Annotated in this window: 19 protein-coding genes and 2 pseudogenes; 8 read left to right on the top strand and 13 right to left on the bottom strand. The window is 69.0% G+C overall.

Going from position 1 to position 23,764, the window contains the following annotated elements:
* Positions 1–4 precede the first annotated feature (4 nt).
* The 7 genes from OG871_RS17060 to OG871_RS17030 all read right to left on the bottom strand — a co-directional run bounded on the left by OG871_RS17060 (position 5) and on the right by OG871_RS17030 (position 5,284).
* Positions 5–2,335, bottom strand: a complete 2,331-nt coding sequence (locus OG871_RS17060) for an FtsK/SpoIIIE domain-containing protein (protein ID WP_371497645.1) — start codon at positions 2,333–2,335, stop codon at positions 5–7.
* 108 nt (positions 2,336–2,443) lie between these two features.
* Entirely contained in the window at positions 2,444–2,734 is a 291-nt protein-coding gene (locus OG871_RS17055; protein WP_371497644.1) for a hypothetical protein, read from the bottom strand.
* Positions 2,735–2,805: 71 nt separating this feature from the next.
* Positions 2,806–3,048 carry a hypothetical protein gene (locus OG871_RS17050; protein WP_371497643.1) on the bottom strand — a complete coding sequence of 81 codons (243 nt, stop codon included), beginning with the start codon at positions 3,046–3,048 and terminating at the stop codon, positions 2,806–2,808.
* Positions 3,049–3,142: 94 nt separating this feature from the next.
* Complete coding sequence (locus OG871_RS17045) at positions 3,143–4,303, bottom strand: hypothetical protein (RefSeq protein WP_371497642.1); 1,161 nt, start codon at positions 4,301–4,303, stop codon at positions 3,143–3,145.
* Entirely contained in the window at positions 4,300–4,575 is a 276-nt protein-coding gene (locus OG871_RS17040) for a hypothetical protein (RefSeq protein ID WP_371497641.1), read from the bottom strand. The genes OG871_RS17045 and OG871_RS17040 overlap by 4 nt, the downstream gene beginning before the upstream one ends.
* Complete coding sequence (locus tag OG871_RS17035) at positions 4,575–4,952, bottom strand: WhiB family transcriptional regulator (protein ID WP_371497640.1); 378 nt, start codon at positions 4,950–4,952, stop codon at positions 4,575–4,577. The genes OG871_RS17040 and OG871_RS17035 overlap by 1 nt, the downstream gene beginning before the upstream one ends.
* Positions 4,952–5,284 (bottom strand): hypothetical protein, encoded by a 333-nt coding sequence (locus tag OG871_RS17030; RefSeq protein ID WP_371497639.1) that lies wholly within the window; start codon positions 5,282–5,284, stop codon positions 4,952–4,954. The genes OG871_RS17035 and OG871_RS17030 overlap by 1 nt, the downstream gene beginning before the upstream one ends.
* 408 nt (positions 5,285–5,692) lie before the next feature.
* On the opposite strand from OG871_RS17030, the gene OG871_RS17025 reads away from it, so the two are divergent.
* A complete protein-coding gene (locus OG871_RS17025) occupies positions 5,693–6,463 on the top strand; it encodes a helix-turn-helix domain-containing protein (RefSeq protein ID WP_371497637.1) in 771 nt (256 codons plus the stop codon).
* Positions 6,460–6,933 carry an NUDIX domain-containing protein gene (locus OG871_RS17020; RefSeq protein WP_371497636.1) on the top strand — a complete coding sequence of 158 codons (474 nt, stop codon included), beginning with the start codon at positions 6,460–6,462 and terminating at the stop codon, positions 6,931–6,933. The genes OG871_RS17025 and OG871_RS17020 overlap by 4 nt, the downstream gene beginning before the upstream one ends.
* Here OG871_RS17020 and OG871_RS17015 read toward each other — a convergent pair.
* Both OG871_RS17015 and OG871_RS17010 read right to left on the bottom strand, forming a co-directional pair.
* Positions 6,930–7,490, bottom strand: a complete 561-nt coding sequence (locus OG871_RS17015) for an HD domain-containing protein (protein WP_371497635.1) — start codon at positions 7,488–7,490, stop codon at positions 6,930–6,932. The genes OG871_RS17020 and OG871_RS17015 overlap by 4 nt on opposite strands.
* A gap of 2 nt (positions 7,491–7,492) precedes the next feature.
* Positions 7,493–7,945 (bottom strand): GntR family transcriptional regulator, encoded by a 453-nt coding sequence (locus OG871_RS17010; RefSeq protein ID WP_371497634.1) that lies wholly within the window; start codon positions 7,943–7,945, stop codon positions 7,493–7,495.
* A gap of 1,357 nt (positions 7,946–9,302) precedes the next feature.
* Here OG871_RS17010 and OG871_RS17005 point away from each other — a divergent pair.
* The gene (locus OG871_RS17005) at positions 9,303–10,676 is read left to right on the top strand and encodes a pentapeptide repeat-containing protein (RefSeq protein WP_371503335.1); all 1,374 of its coding nucleotides are present in this window, start codon (positions 9,303–9,305) and stop codon (positions 10,674–10,676) included.
* Between the two features lie 361 nt (positions 10,677–11,037).
* Here OG871_RS17005 and OG871_RS17000 read toward each other — a convergent pair whose 3' ends face one another.
* Positions 11,038–11,499, bottom strand: coding sequence for a hypothetical protein (locus tag OG871_RS17000; RefSeq protein WP_371497633.1), 462 nt, complete (start codon positions 11,497–11,499; stop codon positions 11,038–11,040).
* Between the two features lie 334 nt (positions 11,500–11,833).
* On the opposite strand from OG871_RS17000, the pseudogene OG871_RS16995 reads away from it, so the two are divergent.
* From OG871_RS16995 to OG871_RS16985, 3 genes and pseudogenes are all read left to right on the top strand, one after another.
* A pseudogene (locus OG871_RS16995) lies at positions 11,834–12,169 on the top strand (DUF6009 family protein); the annotation flags it as partial.
* 120 nt (positions 12,170–12,289) lie between these two features.
* Positions 12,290–12,514 carry a hypothetical protein gene (locus tag OG871_RS16990; RefSeq protein ID WP_371503533.1) on the top strand — a complete coding sequence of 75 codons (225 nt, stop codon included), beginning with the start codon at positions 12,290–12,292 and terminating at the stop codon, positions 12,512–12,514.
* Between the two features lie 389 nt (positions 12,515–12,903).
* Positions 12,904–12,990: pseudogene (locus OG871_RS16985) on the top strand (glutamine synthetase); the annotation flags it as partial.
* A 405-nt stretch (positions 12,991–13,395) separates the two neighbouring features.
* Here OG871_RS16985 and OG871_RS16980 read toward each other — a convergent pair.
* From OG871_RS16980 to fxsT, 3 genes are all read right to left on the bottom strand, one after another.
* Positions 13,396–16,377 (bottom strand): tetratricopeptide repeat protein, encoded by a 2,982-nt coding sequence (locus tag OG871_RS16980; protein WP_371497632.1) that lies wholly within the window; start codon positions 16,375–16,377, stop codon positions 13,396–13,398.
* 248 nt (positions 16,378–16,625) lie between these two features.
* Positions 16,626–17,051, bottom strand: coding sequence for a hypothetical protein (locus OG871_RS16975; protein WP_371497631.1), 426 nt, complete (start codon positions 17,049–17,051; stop codon positions 16,626–16,628).
* A gap of 222 nt (positions 17,052–17,273) precedes the next feature.
* Complete coding sequence (gene fxsT / locus OG871_RS16970; RefSeq protein WP_371497630.1) at positions 17,274–19,862, bottom strand: FxSxx-COOH system tetratricopeptide repeat protein; 2,589 nt, start codon at positions 19,860–19,862, stop codon at positions 17,274–17,276.
* A gap of 1,111 nt (positions 19,863–20,973) precedes the next feature.
* On the opposite strand from fxsT, the gene OG871_RS16965 reads away from it, so the two are divergent.
* Both OG871_RS16965 and OG871_RS16960 read left to right on the top strand, forming a co-directional pair.
* A complete protein-coding gene (locus tag OG871_RS16965) occupies positions 20,974–21,492 on the top strand; it encodes a hypothetical protein (protein ID WP_371497629.1) in 519 nt (172 codons plus the stop codon).
* A gap of 282 nt (positions 21,493–21,774) precedes the next feature.
* A complete protein-coding gene (locus tag OG871_RS16960) occupies positions 21,775–23,763 on the top strand; it encodes an APC family permease (RefSeq protein ID WP_371503334.1) in 1,989 nt (662 codons plus the stop codon).
* Position 23,764: the final 1 nt, after the last annotated feature.

The raw sequence follows: 23,764 nt of genomic DNA, 5'->3' as shown, positions 1-23,764 counted from the left end.
GTCACTAGGCGGCGTTGCCGAGCGCGGCGGCTGCGTCCTGGAGGGCCTGGAGGGTGTAGCCGTTGGGGCGGCTGCCGTTCGGCTCGGTGAGGCGGCCCTGCGCGAGGTCGGTGCCGAGGCCGGCCAGCTCGGTGCGCAGGGTCTTGCCGGTGCGCGAGAGCCACACCGACTCGCTCTCGTGGTCCTGGCGGCCGAACCGGGCGGGGTCGATCCCGGCCAGGTGGGTGATGGCTTCGGCGTTAGTGATCTGCCCGCGGCCGGTGCGCTCGGCGGCGGTCAGCAGGTGGTCCAGGACGGTGCGGCGCACGACGGAGCCGAGGCCGTCAGCGCCGCCGGCGGCGGCGCTGACCCCGGTCTCCCGGGCCATGGCGGCCTCGATCGGGTCGGTGTAGTGGCCGGGCAGGCACCCGGCCTCGGTCCGCAGCTCCACGCCCCGCTCGATCAGCGGCAGGATCTCGCCGGCGTTCTCGTCGATGAACAGGGAGCGGACCTCGATGACGCCGGTGTCGGGGGTGGTCAGCCAGGCCCGGCCGCGGCTGGTCTTCTCGATCGGGATCTTGGAGGCGTCGTAGCCCTGGCCGACCATGCCGTCGCCGAGGACGACGTTGGAGGCGCCGGGGGACTCGACGCGCATGGCCATGCGGGCGGAGAGGTTGCCGCGCAGCCGGGGGGTGACGATCTCGGCCTCGGGGTACTGGGTGGCGAGCGCGAGGACGATGCCGACGGCGGCGCCGACGGCGGCGATCTGGGCGAGGAGTTCGGTGATCTCCTCCGCGTACTTGCCGGACGGGCCGTTCTTGGCGGTGTAGGTGGCGAGTTCGTCGATGATGACCAGCTCGATGCCGCCGAGCTTGTCGATCAGCTTCTCGTTCGCCTTGGACAGCCCGGCCTCGACCAGGATCTCGGTGCGGCGGTTCATCTCCTCCACCATGAGGCGCAGGAACTTGACCAGCCGGGCGGGGTTGCGGCGCACGAAGGTGGCCAGGGCGCGGGCGTGGGGGACGTACTCGCCGGCGCCCTTGCCGTCGAACAGCCGGATCCGCACCCGCGGGTCGAGCATGGCGGCGGCCAGGAGGTTGGCCAGCCCCATGCCCTTGCCGGAGCGGGTGGCGCCGGCGAACAGGAACGAGTAGTCCGACAGGGTCGGGCGCAGGACGTTGCCGCGCTTGTCGAAGGCGAGGGGGAAGCCGTCGCGCCAGGTGTTGACGGTCTTGGCGCGTGCGGCGACGAGCGGGTTGCGGCGGGTGGCGAGGAACGGGTCCTGGCCGCAGGCCCAGATCGCCATCCGGCGGCCGTTGGAGCCGACCTGGCGGATGTCGAGGTTGGTGCGGTCGATGCCCATCGCGGCGGCGATCTCGTCCGCCTTGTCGCGGGCCTTCTTCACGGTGATGTCGGGCAGGTCGATGACGGCGTGCCAGGCGTTCGGCACGGCCGGATCGATCGCGCAGGGCGTGACCATGGTCAGGCGCTGGGACTCGCCGATCACGCGGGCGGCCTTGAACGACCGGTCGAGCATGGACTCGGTCAGCGGGTCGCCGTCGGACAGGGCCCGCGTGTCCGCGTCCCACACGGTCTCCCGGTCGGGGCGGCGGCCGAGGAACGCCTCGAAGGCGAGCACGGCGGCGGATCCGAGCAGCAGGCCGGCGGTGCCGAGCGCGATGTAGGCGGCGAGGACGGCGCCGGCCGGGATGCCGTAGGCGATGAGGGCGCGGGCGAAGCGCACCCGGCGCCGGTTCGACTTGGCCTTCTTGTGGGCGGCGACCGCGGCGACCGCGACGGCGAGGGCGGCCTCGGACTGCTTCTGCGCGAGCACCCGGTCCCCTGGGAGGAGGGTGAAGCGGGCGCGGCGGGCGAGGTCGCGGGCCTCGCGGGTGGCGATGTGGGCCTGGTGGCCGGCGGCCTGGACGTGGGCGCCCTCGAACCCGGCCGTCCACTGGTGCGAGCGCCGTATCCCGCGCCAGGCCTGCGCCGCGTGGCCGCGGGTGGTGCTCTGGCGGGCCAGCCACCGCCGCGCGGCGCGGCGCAGCTGCTTGGCGCGGGCGCGGGTCATCGTCCGCCGTCCCTCGCGGGTGCGGATCCACCGGGGGATAAGCGGCCGGTCCCCGGCCGGGTCCTCCCGCTCGCTCGCCGCCACCACGGGCGGCAGGGGCTGCGGGTCGGTGTCCTGCGGCAGGTACACCGACTCATCGGCCGGGCCCGCCAGCGGGGCGGGTGCGGGCTGCGGGGAGGTTTTGGCGAAGCGGCCGGGGAATGGCAGCACCTCGCCGCCGTCCGCGATCGGGGTGCTGGTCAGGGGGTCGGGCAGGCCGTTCGAGCTGTGCTCCTCGTGATTCACTGAGGGTCCTTCCTCACTGCTCAGTGGTGCGGGAAAGGGGCCCGGGGCGGCCGTCGTGCCGGCAAGCTGAGCGGCCGTCCCGGGGCTTGCGACGGGGCTGCCTCGCGGTCAGAGCGCGAGCAGGGACTCGGTGGGGATCTCGTAGATGTCGACCGTGGTCTCGCCACGCGACCAGTAGCCGGGTGCGGAGCGGGCGTAGGCCACGTGCAGGTCGAGGCCGTCGCGGTCGGTGGTGCGGTAGACGTGCACGGTCGCGCCGTCGCGGCGCCAGGAGCGGATGGCCGTGCGGGCCTCGTGGGCGGACATGCGGCCGTCAGACACCCAGTGGCGGTCGTCGACCAGCCGGGCGAAGACGATGTCGCGGACGACGGGCAGACGCTTGGGGGCGGTGGTCTTCACTGTGGTCTCCAGTGGTCAGGCGGAGGCGATGAGGGCGGTTCGGGTGCTGGTCACGGGGCTTCTGTTCGAGGTCAGTCGATGTAGCCGAGTTCGGAGGGGTTGACGCCGTCCCGGATGGCAGCGGCGTCGGCCCGCATGTCGCGGGCCTGGCCGCGCAGGATGCGGGCGGCGGCCGCCGTCTGTCGGCGGGTCAGGGCGTCGTTGCTCGGGTCGCTGGCGCGGCTGTCGCCGTCGGCGGCGCCGACGAGCTTGTCGGCGGCACCCCGGTCGAGGGCGGCGGCGAGGTCGGTGGCCTTGGAGCGGGTCCAGCGCATGGCGGTCTCCTTCGGAACGGCTTTGGTGGCAGGCGGGTTGAGGCGTTCGGCACGGCTCCGGCCGACGAGCGGGGCATCTGCCAGCGCGGTCGTCTCAGCTCGCAGCGGGCTGGCGGTTGCGGGCGGCGTGGGACATGGCGCGGCGGGCGACGGGTGAGTAGCCGATGGTGTCGCCGGTGCGGCGCACGGGCGGGGTTCCGCCGTTGCTGCGACGCCCGTCCGGGCGCTTCGCGGCGGCGGTCTTCGCGGGCCGGGCCAGCTGGGATTCGACCTGCGGCTTTTCCACCCTTTCGACCGTGTTTGTGCGGTCGTTGGCGGCATCCTTGACCGCGGCCTTGGCGGCCACACGGGCGGCGATGGACTCGGCGGTGTCGCCGAGCGCGGCGCCCTGGGTGTCGTCCCACGCGCGCTTCCACGTGGGCTCGCTCGGGTGCAGCTCCCCGACCGCCGCAGCGAGGGCCACGGCGCGCTCCCACACCTGCGGCCACTGCACCGAGCGAAGCTGCTCGACGGCGGCGCGCTCCTCCGCCTCACGCTCTGCGGCGGCCTTCTTCTCGGCGGCCTCGGCCGCTACCTGCTTGGCTTCGGCGCGGCGCTGGCGGCGGCTGACCTTGCCGTCGCGCTTGCGGATCCGGCCGTGCTCGTGGAGGTCCCACACCAGCGGTCCGGCCAGCGAGCAGAACGCTCCGCCCAGGCCGGTGCCGAGGCCGAACGTCGCAGAGCCGTGGAGGTAGTTGACGGTGGCGGCGAACAGCGCGACCGCGCCGGCGAGCGCCCGGTAGTGCCAGGACGGCCGGTGGTCGTCGATCGCGGCTTCAGCGCCCTTGAGCAGTGCCCACGCCAGGCCCTCCAGCACCAGCGGCGCTGCGAGCAGGAACGGGGCGTGCGGGGACCAGAACGCCATCAACTGGAGCGGCAGCGACACCACCACGCAGATGACTGCGATCGTCTTGGCGTAGGTGCGCCACTGGGCGGCGGACCGCTCGGCCTTGTCCCGGGCCGCTTGGGCCTCGGCGCGGAGGCGGGCGGCCTCGCGCTGCTGGTCGGCGGCCTCGGCGCGGATCTCCTGGGCCTTGGCCTCGCCGGCGGCGATCTCGGCGGCGGCCTTGGCCGCCTTCAGCTGGTTGGCGATGTCCGCCGCGGCCTTGGTGGCCTCGGTCTTGGCGCGCAGGGCCTCGGCCTCGGCGGCCTCCTTGCTCGCGGCCTTCGCCGGTGGGCGGGTGCGGCCGGTGGGCCGCAGTTCGGTGATGCTCATCGGTCCCCCGCGAGGTCGAGTCGGTGCAGGATCGGCAGGCCGGGCCGACGGCCCAGCTGGCCACTGCCGCGGCGGAACAGGCGCGTGGCCCGGCGCAGGGCGGGCAGCGTGCTCACCAGGAGTGCCGCCGCAGCGACGGTGCACGTGGCGGTCGGGTGCGCCAGCAGGGCCACCAGCACGGCGGCCAGCGCAGTGAGAACCGCCCCCGCCGCGGCGGGAAAGGCCAGGGCGAGCAGCAGCAGCGCCCACCCGAAGCGCTTGGAGAGGGCCATCACGCCGCCCCTGCCTTCCGGGTGGCCTTGGCCGTGCTCCGCTTGAGTTTGCGACGCTCGTCCGCGTCCAGGCCGCCGAAGGTGCCGTAGGGCTCGTTGCGGCGCAGCGCGAGTGCCAGGCACATGTCCGTGACCGGGCAGTCGGCGCAGATCTGCCGGGCGCGGCGGGTCGCGAACTCGGCCACCGCCGGGTCGGCCTCGGTGTCGTCGGGGTCCGGCTCGGCGAAGAACAGGTCCGGATCCACGCCCTGGCAGGCGGCGCCGGGCAGGTCCCCGTCCGGGGACGGCAGGATCTCCACGGCCGACGTGCCGGTGGGGCGGGCGGTCAGGTGCGGGCGGGCGGTGCCGCGCAGACCGCGGCGAACGAAGCGGGCCATCACGCCGCCACCTGCCCGAACAGCGCAACTCCCGCGCTGTGCTTGCCGAAGCGCGGCATCCCGCCGGTCAGCAGGGCCAGGTGGCTGAGCTCCCTGTGGGTGGCGGGCTTCGGCTCGGCCTGCTTGATCAGCTGCTCGGCGTAGGCGGCCAGCTCCGGGTCCTCCCGGCGCAGCACCGCGAGGATGTCGGCCGCGGCGGCCAGCCGGGCCGCGCGGTCGGTGATGGACTCCGGGCCGGCGGGCCCGGAGAACAGCTCGGTGTCGACACCGAGCGCCAGCTCCGCGAACTCCTCCTTGGAGGCCGCGTGCTGGCCTGCGACGATAGTGCGCATGGGTCGTCTTTCCTCTCGCTGGGAACGGCCCTTGGCGGCCCCGGTGTTGCACCACCGGGGCCGCAGCCGTGTGGGGAATCGGCGCTCGACGAGTCCCTGACCGACCCCGGGCAGGGGCCGACTTCCGGATGCATTTGCGCAGCTCGGAGCAGCCCAAAGAAGGGCTGCCGGTTCGCCAGTCCCGCCATGCGAGACATGTTGAACATGTCTCTTACGATGCCGCTGAACCGACGCTCCGTCAAGTCCTTCGTTGATTGCGTCGGAGAGTCACCCCGACCGCGCATCACTAGATTCGCGCCTCAGGGCATGTCGAGATACGGCGTCAGTGGACGGCCGCGAACCGACTTCGCTACGGTCGAGTCGTCCCGCATCGTCCAAGTGCCACCGCATCGTCCAGGGGAGGGCGACATGGCCAATGAGCGGCTTCGAGGAGCGATCCTGGCAAGCGGACTGACGGTCGAACAGATCGCAGAACGCATTGGCGTCAGCGCGCGCACGGTGGAGCGGTGGGTGGAGGCCAAGGATCAGCGCCGACCGTACCGGCGCTTCCAGTACGCCTTGGCGAACCTCCTGCAGCGCGACCTGTCCGATCTCTGGTCCGACGAGCAGAGCACCAGCGATACAGCTGAGGCTGGCCGTGCCGAGCTGCTCAGGCTCTACCCACACCGTGCCGTGGTGCCAAAGGAGTTGTGGACCACGATGTACTCGGGTGCCGCCCGGCACTTCGACCTGGTCGTCTACGCGGGCTTCTGGCTCTCCGAGGACCCGCTCTTCTTCCGCCTGATCAGGGAGAAGGCGAACGCAGGCGTGCCCGTTCGGATGATGCTGGGCGACCCGGACTCACCCCAGGTCGCCCAGCGCGGCGAGGACGAAGGGATCGGTCCGGCGATGGCCGGCAAGGTCCGCAACGCGCTGGCCAACTACGCGCCGCTCTTCAAAGTGCCGGGAGTTGAGTTCCGTCTGCACTCGACCACGCTCTACAACTCGCTCTATCGAGCCGATGACGAGATGCTCGTGAACGGCCACGTCCACGGCGTTGGTGCCTACCTCGCGCCCGTACTGCACCTTGCGCAAGTGCCAGGCGGCGAGCTGTTCAGTACGTACGCGGCGAGCATTGAGCGGATCTGGGAGAGTTCCCGAAGGATCACTTCCCCGAGGCTGGAAGGCGAGGCGGCATGAGCCGGATCGACTACATCAACGACCCCCACGCACCGGCGGCGAACTCGGTGGTGCCGTCGGTCGTCGCGGTCGTACAGGACGACGTCGGGCGGGTCCTGCTGATCCACAAGACGGACAACGGGCTGTGGGCGCTCCCCGGCGGTGGCCACGATATCGGCGAATACGTCGCCGACACGGTGGTGCGCGAGGTGCGCGAGGAAACCGGTATCAACGTCGAGGTCGTGACGGTCACCGGGCTGTACACCGATCCGGGGCACGTCATGGCGTACGACGACGGCGAAGTCCGGCAGCAGTTCTCCATCTGCTTCCGGGCAAGGTCGATCGGTGGAGATCTTCGGACGAGCGAGGAATCGAAAGAGGTCCGCTGGGTGGACCCGGCGGACCTCGGTGACCTCGACATCCATCCGTCCATGCGGCTCCGGATCCAGCATGCGCTAGACCCAGACCGCAGTCAGCCGTATATCGGTTAGGCCGCAGGGCCGACCAGCGTCACCCTGTGTTCCACGCGCTGAGCCGCCGCGTGGATCTCCGGCTCTGCCCGGCGAATGAACCGCCCGACGATGCTGTCCGGCCCGTACCGGCCCACGATCTCGGCGATCCTCGCTGGCGTCGTGGTCGGCGTACCGTCTGGGGTGGTGGTCATGTCGCAGTAGATCATCGCATCGACCAACCCGGCTTCCTCAAGCGGGAACTCGGCCTCCAGCTCCTCGCGAAGTCCCCGCTCCTCCGCCTCCAGCAACGCACAGGAGTGGTGGGCGACGAGCCGCACGATCCGCTCGTCCACCCGCTCTACGTTGCGGAGGAACCGCGCGCCGTCGAGGGGATGGAAGCCGGTGTCAGTGATGCGGGGTGAGTAGCCGACGTCGTGCAGTACGGCGGCGGATTCGAGCAGTTCGGCATCCGGCCCGAGGATCGGCGCCAGCATGCGAGCCCGACCAGCCACTCCCTGAGAGTGGGCCCAGCGGCGGGGAAGGTCGTCGGCGAGAAGTGCTTCAGCGAGGTCGTATGCCCACACGGTGGCGTCCATTCCTAGGAGGTGGGGGCGATGCTCGGGCCGGGCAGCGCGCGGACAAAGCGACCCCTGCCCTGCCGGACTTCCAGCACGCCGGCGCCTTCGAGTTGCGCCAACACACGGCGTACGGTTCCCCGAGACGCGTCGGTCAGCTTGCAGAGTTCGCTCTCCGACGGGAACTCGTCGCCCGGGGCCAGCCCTTCCTCGGCGATCACACCAGCGATCCGGTCGTAGACCGTGGGCCCCGCCGCCGCAGCCGCTACGGTGCGGCGGGTGCCCTGCCGGGAGCGGATCAGGCCTTCGTCCGTCAGAACCTTGAGCGCGCGCCCGACGGTGCTCCGAGCCACGCCGTACCGCGCCATCAGCTCGGCCTCGGAAGGCAGGGCTGCTGGCCCGGAACCGTCGCCGATCTCGGCACGCAGCGCCTCGGCGATCTGTAGGTACGTGCCGCGCGGACTCCGCTCGCTCACTGGCCGCCCCTTCCTCGTCCTTTGGTCTCCAGCCACAGTGAAGGATGCCGCAGTGCGAGAGCCATCATCGTGGGCGTGGCCAGTATGGCTGAGGTTGTGCGGTGACCTCGCGAGCATCGCCTGGTAGCCCAGATCGCCGAAGGTCCAGAGAGCTACGGGGACGGGCATGCCCAGCGAGCCGGACAGCCAGTGCCCAGGGGTCTACTGTCCGGGCTGTCCGGCTGTCCGGTCAGTGGTGCTGACCTGCGAAAATAGACCGGACAGGGCCCGGACAGGTCCCTCGTCCTGTCCGGGCTGGTGTCCTCGCTGAAACACCCGGGTGTTTCAGCCGAAGCCGTAACTTACGGGCCGTGGAGTCGGCGTCGGGGGCACGCGAATTGCTGCGAATGCCCAGACGACCTCTGACCTTGCGAGACAAGGCTGTTACAAGTTTCGCTACTTCATCAAGGCGCCGCGTGCCGCGGCGCGGGCGAGGGGCGGAGCCGGAGGGGGAAGGCGCATCACGGCGGCATCGGAGATACCGGCGAAGATTCCCAGCCTCCTGAACTGACTGGTAAGCAGCCTCACACAAGGTTCGGGGTGCCGCGCGATGCGCGGCGGCGCCGGCCGTCCTCCGGCGCGCGCCCCGCCTCCTGTCTTCGCCCCGGCTGGGGCTTCGCCGTCGTCGGCCGCGCCCGAGGGGCGGAAAGCTAAGGCCGGGGCAGAGACGGACAAGGTCCAGACTTCACACCCGCGCGGCGGAGAAGGGTGCCGAAGGTAGAGCTCAAAACCAACCCCGCCGTGGCTGGGGCGGGCGGCTCCGCGGTTTTACCCACCTGCCAGGCCCGGGACCCGCACCGAGCAAGACCGGGGGGCCACTCGGCCACATTGCGGTCAGGCCCAAAAGCCCTGACCGAGTCGCAACAGCTTACGGCCCCCCGATCATGCTCGGACCCAGACCAGACAGGACACCGGCCAAGACCGCTCCACCACCCTTAGCGCATGAGGGTGAAACGCCTCCGTAAGGATCTTTCCTAACTGGTTGGGGCGGCGCCGTCAGCCCCTGACTGATCCTGGGCGGCCGGCCAAGCCGAGAGGCGCTCAGTGACCGTCCCGCAGAACTCTAGGGCGGTCGAGCAGCTTCGTAGGTTGTTGGGGGAGCCGACCGGCCCGCTTCGTGGCCCTTGCATGCCCGTTCGGCCAGGAGAGGGCGGGAACCCACAGGGAATGGTGGCTAGGTGCCCCGCCCCCCCGGAGTCAGCACGGGTCCGGTGCCGCCGTCATCCCTACTGCGACACTTGAGCCCACCGATAGGGGTAGGCCCAGTTGGACGCATTGATGTGCCGTATTGCTTCGAACCCGGTGTCCTGGGCAGGTGATGGGTCGCAGTTGGCGTCGCAAGCTCGTATCTGGGTTGCTGGCGGGCGTGGTCGGGTTGGCCGTGCTAGCGGGCTTCAGTTGGTTGCTGGTCCGCGGCCCTTGGTATTTCGAACGCGCTCATCTGGCCGGATTGGAACCGGCACAGGCAACAGCAGTTACAGGTTTCCGCCAGGCAGTGGTGGCAATCAGCGCTGCTCTAGTGGCACTGGTCGGCTTGATCTTCACTGCCCGAACGCTACATCTGAGCAGAGAAGGGCACGTCACCGATCGTTTCACCAAGGCAGTTGAGCAGCTTGGCTCCGCTGTGATCGAGGTTCGCTTGGGAGGGATCTACGCCCTGGAACGGATCATGCGCGACTCGGCCAAGGACCATTCGACCGTGCTGGAGGTGCTAGCGGCTTTCGTCCGGGAACGTGCGTCCGCGCAGAATTCGATCACGCCCACCGCCGACGTCCAGGCCGCGCTGACCGTGCTCGGCCGGCGTCCTAAGCGTCACGAGCCATTCGCGCTTGACCTGTCCAAGGCCCACCTGAGGGGGGCCAATCTCTCCGGAGCGCGGCTGGAGCGCGCCAACCTCCTCGGCGCCCACTTGGAGCGCGCCAATTTGCGGGATGCCCATCTGGAGCATGTAGATCTGCGGAATGCCCATCTGGAGCGCGCTGACCTTCGCGGCGCCCACCTACAGGATGCGAACCTACTTGCTGCCCGTCTCGAGGGCGCCAACCTGCGGGATGCCCATCTGGAGCGCGCTGACCTGCGGGGCGTTCACCTGGCGGACGCCGCACTGCCGGGCACCCATCTCGAGGGCGCCACGCTGCGGGGCGCGCATATGGCGCGCGCATTCCTGCGCCAGGCCCATCTAGAGCGCGCCGATCTGGTTGGTTCCAATCTGGAGGGCGTAAAGCTGCACGAGGCCCACCTTGAGGGCGCGATCCTGGACGGTGCCCATGCGGAGGACGCACACCTAGTTGGGGCCTATCTGAAGAACGCATCACTGCATGGCGCCCATCTGGAGCGCGTGAACCTACGCAATGCCCATCTCGAGGACGCGAAACTGTATGAAGCCCGTCTGGAGGGCGCAAGGCTGAGCAATGCGCATCTGGAGGGCGCGAGGCTGGACGAGGCGCACCTAGAGGGCGCGATCCTGAACGGTGCTTGTCTGGAGCGCACGCGGCTGGACGAGGCGTTCCTAGACAACGCCGACCTACGTACAGCCGACTTGAGCCATGCCATAGGCCTGGCAGTCAAACAGGTCCTTGTGGCTCAGATTTCGGACAGAACAGTGCTGCCTGCATCACTGGCCTCGAATCAGCAGGTGCAAGAGCGGATCAGACAAGCATCGTCAGTGCGTCCCCAAGACGAGGGTCCTTAGGGCGCCGACGCATGCGGGTTGAGCAGGGGTACGAGCACCGCACACCCCTAGCGGCCACGTGCGTTCGAAGCGTCTCCGGCGCCAATTCTTCAGGCGACGATTCGGGAGCTGGCCCTCGTCGCTGGTCGGGGCGCTCCGACTGAGCTGCTAGACCCAGCGGACCTAGCCAACGCGCTGGAGTAGAGCAGGGCATCAGCCGTACAGGGGCTATGGCCGAGGTGAGAAAGACACTCTCCACAGGTCTCAAGGCGCGTAGAGGTTACTGCAGTCGATCAGTCGGCAGGGCGAGATGGCGCTAAGTCCCAATTCTCCACACCTCCAGAGGGCGGCGAGGCTGCACCATGAATCAATCATCGTCAGCCTATGACTGGGCTTTCTCCAAAGCCCGGTCCATCTCCGCTCGTACCGCCTCGCCATACCAGTCCCTATGCTTGCGCCAGAAATCCTGAAGAGCGCCGCTGTGTCGCATTAGATCATCAAAATAATTCTTCCAGTATACGCTCAGTCCGTCCGACATGTGCCCCTCTTCATTGATTAGACAGTCAATGAAGTCCATCATCAATTCTGCCGCAGCTTGAGGCTCTTGGCGATCCACATCGCCATCCCTCCCCCCGTAAAACTCTGCGCGCAACTGAGGTCTCTCGAGGAAAATTCGGTCTATCTCTATCATCATCTGCGACACGTTCATATATACCGAAGCGCGCATTGCTTCAGTGTTGGACGCTGTCTGTTTCGCCAGTTCTTTAGCTTGTTGCGTCAAGGCCCAGAGTTGCCAGATGCCAGCTAGCAGGCCCACTGTGGCTATCCACGCGGTCACATTCATGTAGATCTCCCGGCGGTAGGCATGTGGATAATTGTGCTATGAGGATCGGACTGGTGCGCTGTGAGCGCGTCCGTCGGAGTCGCCCGGCATCCGACCGCTCCCAGGTAGGCCCCTGGGGCAACCCTGGGAGAAGATCTTGGGACAAGACCACTTCGGCACGACCGAGACCAACGCAGAGCAACGCTCTGACCAGGGAGGCCGTCGATCAAAGCACGTCGACTACCGGCCCGGACCTCATTCGGGACAAAGGAGTTGAAAGTTCCGCGCCCCCGCGTGGTTGCGAGCTGAACCCAGTGGGCAGTCCGGCAAGGCTGCTTGTCTGGGAGGGGAGCGTATGAACAGAGATCCAGGTGCCATCGAACATGCGGACGGCATCGTCTGGACGGAGGGGGCGGAGGCGTTCGACTACGTCCGCGAGCGACTAGTGCTGACTGCCGGCACACGGCGTCGCCCCGTGCCATGGCAGGGGCCAGGGCGCCGCGTCGGCTATGCGATGCTCGGAGCGACCGCACCGAGCGGTGACGTGCCTGGTTCCTTTGCGAGGCGCGTTTTCTGGGTCAAGGCGCATGACCGATCCGAAGACCCAGATGGTGTCTACAAGGTCGGAACGCCCAGCGAGGGCGTTGACCCGAGGACCATCGCGCCTAAGGTCTGGAAGGAACTTCACACTGACCGAGCGTGGGGCGCGCTGTTGCCCGCAGAAGGCGCCGCAGAGCCCCTGGAACAGTCGCAAGTAGGTCGCAGGCCCCTGCGCACTGAGAGCCCTCACATCGCATCGTCTGGAGACCATGTGAGCAAGCAGCGTGAGGCAACCGCAGAGGGAGTGGGCAAGGCCTTCAGCGACTGGCTGTACCACCATGAGGTCAGCGTCCCGGACACGATGGGGATCGCCCTGGGGGAAGCCTTCTCGCGGTGGCTTGTGGCGAACTCGGATGGACTGATCGCCGCGATCGCCGAAGCGGTCACCCCAAAAGCCGTGCTGATTGTGCCGCCTGTCTCGGGCCCGGAGGCATAGGCCGCCGGTACCACTCGGCGACCCTGGACCGCCGCTCTGGTTCACGATCCGGACCACGTCCTGTGTCGAGTGTCGGGCGGCCTGTAAGGCTGCTGGCGCCGCTGCCGCGCGGGCCATGGCCGCGGGCCGTGCGTGCTGTACAGCGGCGAGGTACAGCAACCGTGGCGATCGCGGGTGGCCTCCGGCGGCCGCAGCAGGCGCGCGGACCACGGCGGGACACCTCAGCGGCCGCCTCGCCGGTAGTTCGCATCGAGGGGCCGAGCCCGGGCCGTCTGTGGGCCGTGCGGGGGGAGTCGAGGGCAACCGCCGATGACAGGCACTGACGGCTCAACCGCAGGTCAGAGATCCAGGATGGAGGGAAGCTATAGGTCGGCCAGAGGCTTCGTCAGTTCCTGCGCAACAAGTGGCAGGAGTGGGAGGAGTACCGCTCCGAGGTGACGCCGTTCGAGCTGCGGAAGAACCTGCAGGTGCTGTAACGCCAGGTCGGACACGCGAACGAAGGCGCCGGGTCAGCGGATCAGCATCACACCTGCCACTGTGTCGCTGCATGCCCTTGCGCATCTGGATCACTTGAGTGCCCTGAGCGGGGTCGGCCAGTAGGCCGGACCACCAATGCCCAGGGGGCTACTGTCCGGCTGTCCGGCTGTCCGGTCACCGGCTCTGAGCTGGGAGAATGGACCGGACAGTGCCCGGACAGGTGCCACCGGCCCCGTCCGGCCTGGCGGGGACAGCTGGAACACCCATGGGTGTTCCAGCTCTACCTCCGGTTCGGTTGACCATGGGGCACCTGTGGGATGGCGTGCCCCGGGCGGGATGAATGTCCAGGTCAGAGCGATTCGTTACGCGGTCTGTAAAGCCGGCAGTCAAGCGGAAGCCCAGGTTCACCCTCCAGCGCTGGCTGCTGCTTTCCTGGCCGAGGCAAGGCTTTTGCGCGTGGTTAGCGTGTGAGGGTGGGTCTTTCCGAGAACCTGCTCGCACTGTGTGATGACGGTTTCGTAGAGGGAGATGGCGCGGTCCAGGTCCCCAGCTGCCTGGTAAGCGCGGGCGAGGTTGTTGCGGCTAGCCAGAGTGTGAGGGTTGGTGTCGCCGAGGACCCGCTCGCGCTGGGCGAGGGTGGTTTCAAGTAGAGGGATGGCGCGGTCCAGATCCCCGGCTGCTTGATAGGCGGTGGCGAGGTTGTTGCGGCTGGTCAGTACTTGGGGGTGGGTGTCGCCGAGAACCTGTTCGCGCTGGGCAAGGACGGTTTCGTAGAGGGGGATGGCGCGGTCGAGGTCCCCGGCCGCTTGGTAGGCGCGGGCGAGGTTGTTGCGGCTGGTCAGGGTGGCGGGGTGGGTGTCGCCGAGGACCTGCTCGCACTTGGCAAGAGCGGTTTCGTAGAGGGGGATGGCGCGGTCCAGGTCGCCCGCAGACTGGTAGGCGTAGGCGAGGTTGTTGCGGCTGGTCAGGGTGTCGGGGTGGGTGTCGCCGAGGACCTGCTCGCGCTGGGTGAGGGTGGTCTCGTGGAGGGGGATGGCGCGGTCCAGGTCCCCGGCCGCTTGGTAGGCGTAGGCGAGGTTGTTGCGGCTGGTCAGGGTGGCGGGGTGGGTGTCGCCGAGGACCTGCTCGTACTGGGTGAGGGTGGTCTCGTGGAGGGGGATGGCGCGGTCCAGGTCCCCGGCCGACTGGTAGGCGTAGGCGAGGTTGCCCCGGCTGGTCAGGGTGTGGGGGTGGGTGTCGCCGAGGACCTGCTCGCGCTGGGTGAGGGCGGTTTCGTAGAGCGGGATGGCGCGGTCCAGGTCGCCCGCCGATTCGTAGGCGCGGGCGAGGTTGTTGCGGCTGCTCAGGGTGTCGGGGTGGGTGTCGCCGAGGACCTGCTCGCGCTGGGTGAGGGTGGTCTCGTGGAGGGGGATGGCGCGGTCCAGGTCCCCGGCCGACTGGTAGGCGTAGGCGAGGTTGCCCCGGCTGGTCAGGGTGTCGGGGTGGGTGTCGCCGAGGACCTGCTCGTACTGGGTGAGGGTGGTCTCGTGGAGGGGGATGGCGCGGTCCAGGTCCCCGGCCGACTGGTAGGCGTAGGCGAGGTTGTTGCGGCTGCTCAGGGTGTCGGGGTGGGTGTCGCCGAGGACCTGCTCGTACTGGGTGAGGGTGGTCTCGTGGAGGGGGATGGCGCGGTCCAGGTCCCCGGCCGACTGGTAGGCGTAGGCGAGGTTGCCCCGGCTGGTCAGGGTGTGGGGGTGGGTGTCGCCGAGGACCTGCTCGTACTGGGTGAGGGTGGTCTCGTAGAGCGGGATGGCACGGTCCAGGTCGCCAGCTGATTCGTAGGCGCCGGCGAGGTTGTTGCGGCTGCTCAGGGTGTCGGGGTGGGTGTCGCCGAGAACCTGCTCGTACTGGGTGAGGGTGGTCTCGTAGAGGGGGATGGCGCGGTCCAGGTCCCCGGCCGACTGGTAGGCGTAGGCGAGGTTGTTGCGGCTGCTCAGGGTGTCGGGGTGGGTGTCGCCGAGGACCTGCTCGTACTGGGTGAGGGTGGTCTCGTAGAGCGGGATGGCACGGTCCAGGTCGCCAGCTGATTCGTAGGCGCCGGCGAGGTTGTTGCGGCTGCTCAGGGTGTGGGGGTGGGTGTCGCCGAGAACCTGCTCGCACTGGGTGAGGGTGGTCTCGTAGAGCGGGATGGCACGGTCCAGGTCGCCAGCTGACTCGTAGGCGCCGGCGAGGTTGCCCCGGCTGGCCAGGGTGTCGGGGTGGGTGTCGCCGAGGACCTGCTCGCACTGGGCGAGAGTGGCCTGTCGGAGCGGGATGGTGCGGGCATCATGGCCCTGGCCGCGCAGGTGTTGGGCTGCGGTGTGGTAGAAGTCGGCCGCGCGGTCGCTGTGATGTTCCGCCGGCCTGGTGGAGGCGAGTGCGATCAGTTGCGGCATCAGGCGGTCCCACGCCGTGGCTAAGCCGGTCTCGGGAGCATCGAACGGTGCGAGGGCCCGGGCGATCGCTTCTTCGGCTGTGTGGCGGCCCTCGGGCGATCCGTCGGGCTCGGCCGGTGCGGTTGAGCGGAGGACAGCCTGAAGAAGTCGGTGAACGCTGACCGTGTGCTGGGTCACCGTGGCCATGCTGTAGGAGGACAGAAGGCCAAGGGCTTCGTCGAGCTCCTCGGTGGCCACACCCGAGGTTTCGAGAAGGCTGATCGGGAGGTCATCGGGAGCGAGCCACGCCAGTGTGCGCAGGACGGCGACGGAGAGTGGGTCGCGGGCGGTGAGGGATCGGAGGGTCTGGGTCCAGATGCGGGCGATGGTGCGCTCGGCGTCGGTGCCCTCGGCGGCCTTGTCCAGGTTCGCAGGCAGGCGTCGCCGGTAGGCGTCGATGCCGATGGTGGGGTGTTGGTGGAGATAGGCGCCAGCCTGTTCCAGGGCGAAGGGGAGGTTGCCCAGTTCGGCGACCAGTGTTTTTGCTTCCTGGAGTTGGCGTGTGGTGGGTGGAGTGCCTGCCAGGGCGTATGTGCAGAGCACCTCGGCTGCCTCGTCGGGGCCGAGGGTGCTGAGTGGGTAGGTGCGGATGGTGTGGGGCCAGCCGGTTGCGCGGCGGCTGCTGATCAGCTCGTGGCCCCCGCTGAGCGCGCCGAGATAACTGTTCACGTCCGCAGGGCTCGCGACATTGTCGAAGATCAGTAGCCAGCCGGGGTGCCATTGCAGCCAGGTCATCGCCCAGGCGGCCCGCTCGGCCTGTGAGGCATGACCGGCCCAGGCCGTGAAGAGCCGTAGCGCGAGGTCTGCGAGGGACTGTTCGATGCGGGTAGGCGAGTCTGCGTTGATCCACCAGATGACGGTGTAGTCCTGGCGGTGCCGGTGGGCGTAGGCGAGGGCCAGGGTGGTCTTGCCGACGCCGCCCAGGCCGTGCACGGTCGATGCCTGCGTGATCGCGCTCCCACTCGCTTCGGTAAGGGCGGCACGAAGCCAGGCCAGGGCATCCTCACGGCCCAGGCACAGCGGATATGGCGCAAGGTTGGAGAGTCCGGGGGGCGCCGGAACGTCGCGGGCCGCGCTGAGGATATCCGCTGGCAGCGTGAGCACGTCGCCGGTGATGGCGGTGCCGATGTCCCGGCCGGCAGCGATTGCCCGCGGCCCGGAGGCGTCGGGGTGCGGGCTGTTCATGGGGCGGGGCGGTTGATGCCGCCGGTGATGGCGGTGCGGATGTCCCGGCCGGCAGCGATTGCCCCCAGCCCGGAGGCAGTAGCCGTCACCGTGCCAGGAGACTGTGGGGGCAGGAGTTGGGCGAGTTCGCTGCGCAGGTCGGTGTCGTCGCGCAGGGCCCGTTTGATCTGCTGGCGCAGGGCTGCGGCGGCGTCCTCGTCGTTGATTTCTTCGGCGGCTTCTTGGACTGCTGCTTCGAGCTCGGCCTGCTCGGGTTCGGAGCGTCGGTGCCAGACGGTTTGGAGGATACGTCGGCCGAGGTTGGCGGTGGCGTCGGCGGCGGCGTCCTCTGCTTTGGTGAGCACTGCGCTGCCGTATGCGGTTAGGGCTGCGGTCAGGTAGGGGCCGGCCTGGTTCACCAGGTCGGCGATCTCTGCACTCATCATGTGCCCCGTTCGTGCGTTCGTGGCTGCGAAGCAGCGACGGCAGGGCGTGGGGCCGGCAGCCGTGGCTGTTTCGTGTCCCTCCTTCAAGTCGACTGCGGTGCGTGGCCCATCGCAAACGCGGGAGATACGCGGGAACACGCTTCGTAGAGAGTGCTGCGACGCAGGTCAGCGCGGTTCGGCGCGCGGTCTGTAAAGCCGCGGGTCAACCGAGGCTCAGGTTCATTCAATGGTGTCGCTGGCTGCTTTCGCCGCCGTGGCGAGGTTCTTGGCGGTGTTGAGGGTGTCGGGGTGGTCGTCGCCGAGGACGCGTCGGCGGCGGTCGTAGGTGTCCTGGGCGAGGTTGCGGGCGGCTTCGGTCTCGCCGAGGGTGGCGAGGTCCGCGGCGAGGTTGTGGGCGGCGCTGAGGGTGTGGCGGTGGTCGTCGCCGAGGACGCGCCGGTAGCGGTCGTAGGTGTCCTGGGCGAGGTTGCGGGCGGCTTCGGTTTCGCCGAGGGTGGCGAGGCGGATGGCGAGGTTGTTGGCGGTGGCGAGGGTGGAGGGGTGGTCGTCGCCGAGGACGCGTCGGCGGCGGTCGTAGGTGTCCTGGGCGAGGTTGCGGGCGGCTTCGGTCTCGCCGAGGGTGGCGAGGTCCGCGGCGAGGTTGTGGGCGGCGTTGAGGGTGTCGGGGTGGTCGTCGCCGACGAGCCGCCGTCGGCGGTCGTAGGTGTCCTGGTCGAGGTTGCGGGCGGCTTCGGTTTCGCCGAGGGTGGCGAGGTGGATGGCGAGGTTGTTGGCGGTGGCGAGGGTGGAGGGGTGGTCGTTGCCGAGGACGCGCCGGCGGCGGTCGAGGGTGTCCTGGCTCAGGTTGCGGGCGGCTTCGGTCTCGCCGAGGGCGGCGAGGCGGGCGGCTAGGTAGTGGGCGGCGCTGAGGGTGTCGGGGTGGTCGTTGCCAACGAGCCGCCGTCGGCGGTCGTAGGTGTCCTGATCGAGGTCGCGGGCGCGCGGGGCGTCGCCGGTGCTGCCGTAGGCCATGGCGAGGTAGTTGGCGGTCCAGAGGGTGCCCTCGTGGTCGGGGCCGAGTTGCGCCCCCCACACATGGTGCAGCTCCTCAAGGCGTGGCAGGGCGCTGCGGGCGTCGCCGAGGTCGATGAGGTACCAGCAGGCGTCGCGGACCACGTCGCGTGCCGTCTCGGTGGTGATGGCGCGGGGGTCGATGGCCAGGAGGTGGGGGGTGATGTCGCGCCACCTCGGCCACGTGGCCGGTTCCGTGGCGTTGCCGGGGTTGGCTGCGGTCAGGAGTGCCTGTGCGCCGCGGGCGGCCTGGGCGTGTTGGCCGTCGTCGAGTTGGTCGCGGACGAGGGATTGGGTGAGGCGGTGGAGTTGGAGGGTGCCGTCCTGGATGCGGGCGAGGGCGTGGCGTGCCAGGGCGCCCATGGCGCGGGTGGCGGCGAGCGGGTCGCGCAGGAGGGCGGCGATCGGCTCGGGGGTGTCTTCCGCCGGTGTGGTGGTGCAGGTGTGGAGGGGGAAGGGTTCGGCGGCGAGGAGGGCGCAGGCGTTGAGGAGTGCGGCGGCCTGGGGGCTTTCCTGGGCGAGGCGCTGGCTGCTGAGGCGGGTCTGGGCGGCGAGAGAGAAGGGGTAGTCGTCGGGGCGGTTCTCCTCCAGCAGCGCACTGATGTGTTCGGCGAGGAGCCGGCGGTACTGGGCCAAGGGAAGGCCGTCGGTGAGGGTGGCGGCGGCCTGCACCAGGGCGAGGGGCAGGTCATCGAGGTCATCGGCTAACTGGTCCGCCTCGGCCCTGGTCAGGGTGGGGACGCGGTCTTGGAGCAGGGTGATGGATTCGTCGCGGGTGAAAACGCCGATGTCGAGGGGGACCGCGTAGGTCTGCCAGCGGGGGTCGCGTGAGGTGATGAGGATGTGGCCGGTGCCGCCGGGCAGGTAGGGGCGCAGGGCTGCGGGGCCTTCGGCGTTGTCGAAGATCAGGAGCCAGCGGGCGCGGGTGCGCAGTTCGGTTGCGAGGGCGTCCCAGGCCTCGGCGGGGGTGGCGTCGGCGGGTGCGGCTCCGATGCGGGTGGCGAGGTCGGCGAGCTGCTCGCCGATGAGGGCGGGTTCCTCGGCGCGGATCCACCAGGCGAGTTCGTATTCGTTGGCAAATCGGTGGGCGTATTCGATGGCGAGCTGTGTCTTGCCGACGCCGCCGCGGCCGTGCAGGGCCTGAACCGCCACCGTGCTTCCGGTGGTGAGGTCGGCGCGGAGCTGGACGAGTAGCTTGTCGCGGCCGGTGAAGGAGGCGTTGCGGTTGGGGATGTTCCACACGCCGGGGAGGGTGCCGGGCAGGCGGGGTCCGGTTGCGCCAAGACGCCGCAGGTGGCCGGAGCCTCCCGGACCCGGGAATCCGGGTTCCTGGTGGGGGCGGCCCCGTTCGCCGAGGGCTTTCCGGACCGCCTCCAGGAGGGCGGTGTGAGCCGCATCGGCGTCCATGTTTTGGATGCTGGCGGTGATGATCGGGCCCAGGATGGACGGAGCTTTGGCGGTGTCGAGGCGGATCGGGACCATCTTGTCCTTGGCGGCGACGATGGCGGTCCACTCATCGGTGGTGAACCGCTCCGGCTCGAAGTAGGCAGCGGAGAACAGGGCGACCATGCGGCCCCCGCCGTCCAGGGCCTGGTTCATCTTGAGGACGAAGTTCTCGCCGGGTGCCCAGTCCCAGTGGTCGAGTTCGGTGGTGTAGCCGGCGTCCTCCAACTGCCAGGCCACCCACTCCGCCCACGCCCGGTCCGCCCCGGCGTGGCTGATGAAAAAGTCCACCCGCTGACCGTTGTCGCTGACCATGCCGTCTCGCGTCCTAACGTCCCTCGGTGTGTAGGTTTGGCGTCGTCGTGCAGGACCCGTTTGATCGGCTAGCGCAGGACGGCTGCGGAGTCCTCGTCGTTGATCAGCAGAGAAGCAACCGTGCTGGGGCGCGTAGCGGGCAGCCGCCGCTGATTCCTGCCCTACTTCAAGTCGACTGCGATGCCAAGCCCACCGCAACGTGGGAGATGCGTGGGAACATGCTTTGCAGAGATTGCTGCGATGCAGGTCAGCCGGGTTCGCTGCGCGGTCTGTAAATCTGTCGCGCAAGCTACGCAGGTTCGAACCCTGCACCAGCCACCGGATAACGGAACGGCCCTGAACTGCGGAAACGCGGTTCAGGGCCGTTCTTGTTGTGTTCGAATGTTGACGGTCGCCAGTGGGCCGTCTGTGTGACCTGTCTCGCTCCGTTCCTCCCGGCCCCCGGCTCCGACCAGGGCATTCGGACCAGCTCCGGACCAGGACTCGCGGGGTGTCCGCCGAGGGCGCCCTGCCCCGGCTGAGCGCTGCTCGGAGTTCCGCGCAACGAGGCGCCGCCCAGGCATCCCTTGATCGACTTAAGCCTCGCGGCATTGAGTCCTGGCTACCCATCGTCACCGCCGAGCCTTATCGCTGACCGGGTGTTTACAGCACGGTCCCCGTCGGAGTGGCTGTTGACACAGCGTTAGCTATCGGTCGAAACGAGAGGTCGACTTTCACTCTTTGTGGTCGATTTGACCGGGTCGGGGGCGTATTGTGAGAAACAATCAATCTACGACTTTCGGGCACTGGCACCATCCGGCGCCTGTGGCCTCCCGTTCGGACGACGTCGGGTGCAGTGACTTGGTTTCGCGTGGAACCGGGCTGCTGCTGGACTGTGAGAATTCTTGCGGCCCGATCGAAATGGCCGATCATCAAGTAACACAACCTTGGAGACCGCACGGTTGCGCAGGAAGCGGCCTCCGGGGGCCTTCATGGGGTGGTGCAAATGTCACGTACCAGCGAAGAAACGAGAGGCAAGAGCGCAGCACCTGAGAGAGTTCCGGCTGGAACGCTCGAGGATACGTCAGGGCGCCGGGAGCCCGGCGGGCGCATACGAGAGATCAGGCCCTCGGTGCCTCTTGTTCTCGATGGTGAGGTCGTCGAAGATCTTGAGCGCATGAACAGCGAATTGAAGGAACCTCTATCCCTGACCCGCCTGGAGTACGGTTCGTCCATAGCCCTCGGCGCCTTCACCGAGCGTACGGCGATGCTCTCGGAAGTGCGCCGGATATACGCCGATGGCGAGCGCACGGCCTCGCTGAGCTGGGAGCATGTCTGCACGACCAATCCTGATTCCCTGTCACCCGTTGCGGTCTTCTGGGAGGACGCCGGAGAGCAGGGCGACAGCCTCAGCCTTGACCCAGGGTTTGGCTACACTGACTTGAGTCAGGTTCACCGAGGGTTTCTGGGGACGCAGAACTGGAACGATGTCATATCCTCGCTCAGCTGGTGCCGATTCGACGTCTCGCTCTTCGATGCCATCAACTGGACCGGGAACGAGTTCTTCGCCGTCAAGGGCTGCAACACTCCGGATCTGGCCCCGTTCGGCTGGAGCGATGAGGCGGCTTCGATAGCCAACTGGGGAACCTGACCCCTTCCTCCCGGATGAGCCCGCCGGTCACCGCACGACGAGCTTTAACGGAAAGGCCCCTGATCTGTGGAAACGCAGGTCGGGGGCCTTTTCTGTCGGGTGCGGCCAGGTGGTCCGCCCGAGTCACGGCGGGGGTGGGGGCGGGGCCGTTCAGGGGAATCGGGGGAATCGGGGACACGCCGTACGCCGGAGAGGCTCGCGGTGGGAGCGGTCGGCCGACCTAGTCTCGCGGGTGTGTTCAATCTGCCCCAGGTGCTGAAGCGTCTCGTGATCGGCAAGGCCATGCGCAGCGAGGAGCTGGGCGAGACGCTGCTGCCCAAGCGGCTGGCGTTGCCGATCTTCGCCTCGGACCCGCTCTCCTCGGTGGCGTACGCGACGCAGGAGATCCTGCTGGTGCTCACCGTCGGCGGTACCGCCTTCCTGTACCTGACGCCGTGGATCGCGGCGGCCGTGGTCGCGCTGATGGCGGTGGTGGTGATGTCCTACCGCCAGGTGGTGCACGCCTACCCGAGTGGCGGCGGCTCGTACGAGGTGGTGTCGACCAACCTGGGGGCGCGGTCCGGGCTGGTGGTGGCGGCCTCGTTGATGGTCGACTACGTGATGACGGTCGCGGTGTCGGTGGCCTCCGGCGTGGACAACATCATCTCGGCGCTGCCCGGCCTCGCGGGCTACCAGGTCGTCCTCGCGGTGGGCTTCGTCGCCCTGCTGACGGCGATGAACCTGCGCGGGGTACGCGAGTCCGGCAACGCCTTCGCGGTGCCGACCTACCTGTTCATCGGCGGGATCCTGCTGATGGTGGGCACCGGGCTGATCCGGGTACTGCTCGGGGACGGCCCGGTCGCCGAGAGCGCGGCCTTCGGGATCGTGCCGGAGGACGGCAAGGACACGCTGGCCGGCTTCGCGCTGCTGATGCTGGGGCTGCGGGCGTTCGCCTCCGGCTGTACGGCGCTGACCGGTGTCGAGGCGATCTCCAACGGCGTACCGGCCTTTCGGGCGCCCAAGTCGCGCAACGCCGCGACCACGATGGCCGTCATGGGCCTCACGGCCGTGGTGATGTTCGCGGGCATCACCACCCTGGCGCTGACCTCGGACGTGCACTATGTGGACAACGCCTGCCAGCTCACCGGTCTCGGTACCGACTGCGCGACCTACACCCAGCCGACCGTGATCGCACAGCTGGCGGCCGCGGTCTTCGGCGGCGACCACAGCTTCCTCTTCTACTTCATCCAGACCGTCACGGCGCTGGTGCTGATCCTGGCCGCGAACACCGCGTTCAACGGTTTTCCGCTGCTGGCCTCGATCCTGGCCGAGCACCGCTACCTGCCCCGGCAGCTGCACACACGCGGCGACCGCCTGGCGTTCTCCAACGGCATCATCGCCCTCGCGCTGGTGGCCGGCGGCCTGCTGTGGCTGTACGACGCCAACGTGACCAGCCTGATCCACCTCTACATCCTCGGTGTCTTCACCTCCTTCACGCTGTCCCAGATCGGCATGGTCCGGCACTGGAACCGGCTGCTCGGCGAGGAGTCCGATCCGGGGGTGCGGCACGCCGCGCACCGGTCCCGGGTGATCAACGCGTTCGGCGCGGTGGTGACCGCACTGGTACTGGTGATCGTGCTGCTGACCAAGTTCACCGAGGGTGCCTGGCTGGCGGTGGTCGCGGCGGTGGTGCTGTGGGTGATGATGCGCGGCATCCGCCGGCACTACGACGCGGTCGCCGAGGAGCTCGCGGCGGACGATCCGCGGGCCGCGTCGGTGCGCCCGTCCAAGGTGCACGGCATCGTGCTGGTCTCCAGACTGCACAAGCCCACGCTGCGGGCGCTCGGCTACGCGCAGGCCTTCCGGCCGGACGAGCTGGAGGCGCTCACGGTCGCGGTGGAGGCGGACGCGCTGCGCGAACTGCGGGCGAAGTGGGAGGAGTTCGCCGTCCCGGTGCCGCTGAAGGTGCTGGACTCGCCGTACCGCGAGATCACCAAGCCGGTGGTGCACTACGTCCGGGAGTACCGGCGCTCGCATCCCCGGGAGGTGGTGGCGGTGTTCATTCCCGAGTACGTGGTGGGCCGCTGGTGGGAGCAGGTGCTGCACAACCAGTCGGCGCTGTGGCTGAAGAGCCGCCTGCTGTTCACGCCCGGCGTGATGGTGATCAGCGTGCCCTGGCAGCTGAGCTCGTCCCGTCGGGCCGACCGCCCGGGCCGCCGGGCGCCGGGTGCGGTCCGCCGCGGTGAGCCGGCCCCGCGTTCCGGGCGGGAGCGGGTGGAGCCCCGGCCGTAGC

This window comes from Kitasatospora sp. NBC_00374 (genome assembly GCF_041434935.1).
Lineage (GTDB): Bacteria > Actinomycetota > Actinomycetes > Streptomycetales > Streptomycetaceae > Kitasatospora.
The sequence above is the reverse complement of the archived record's forward strand: the minus strand, read 5'-3'. Positions and strand labels throughout refer to the sequence as shown.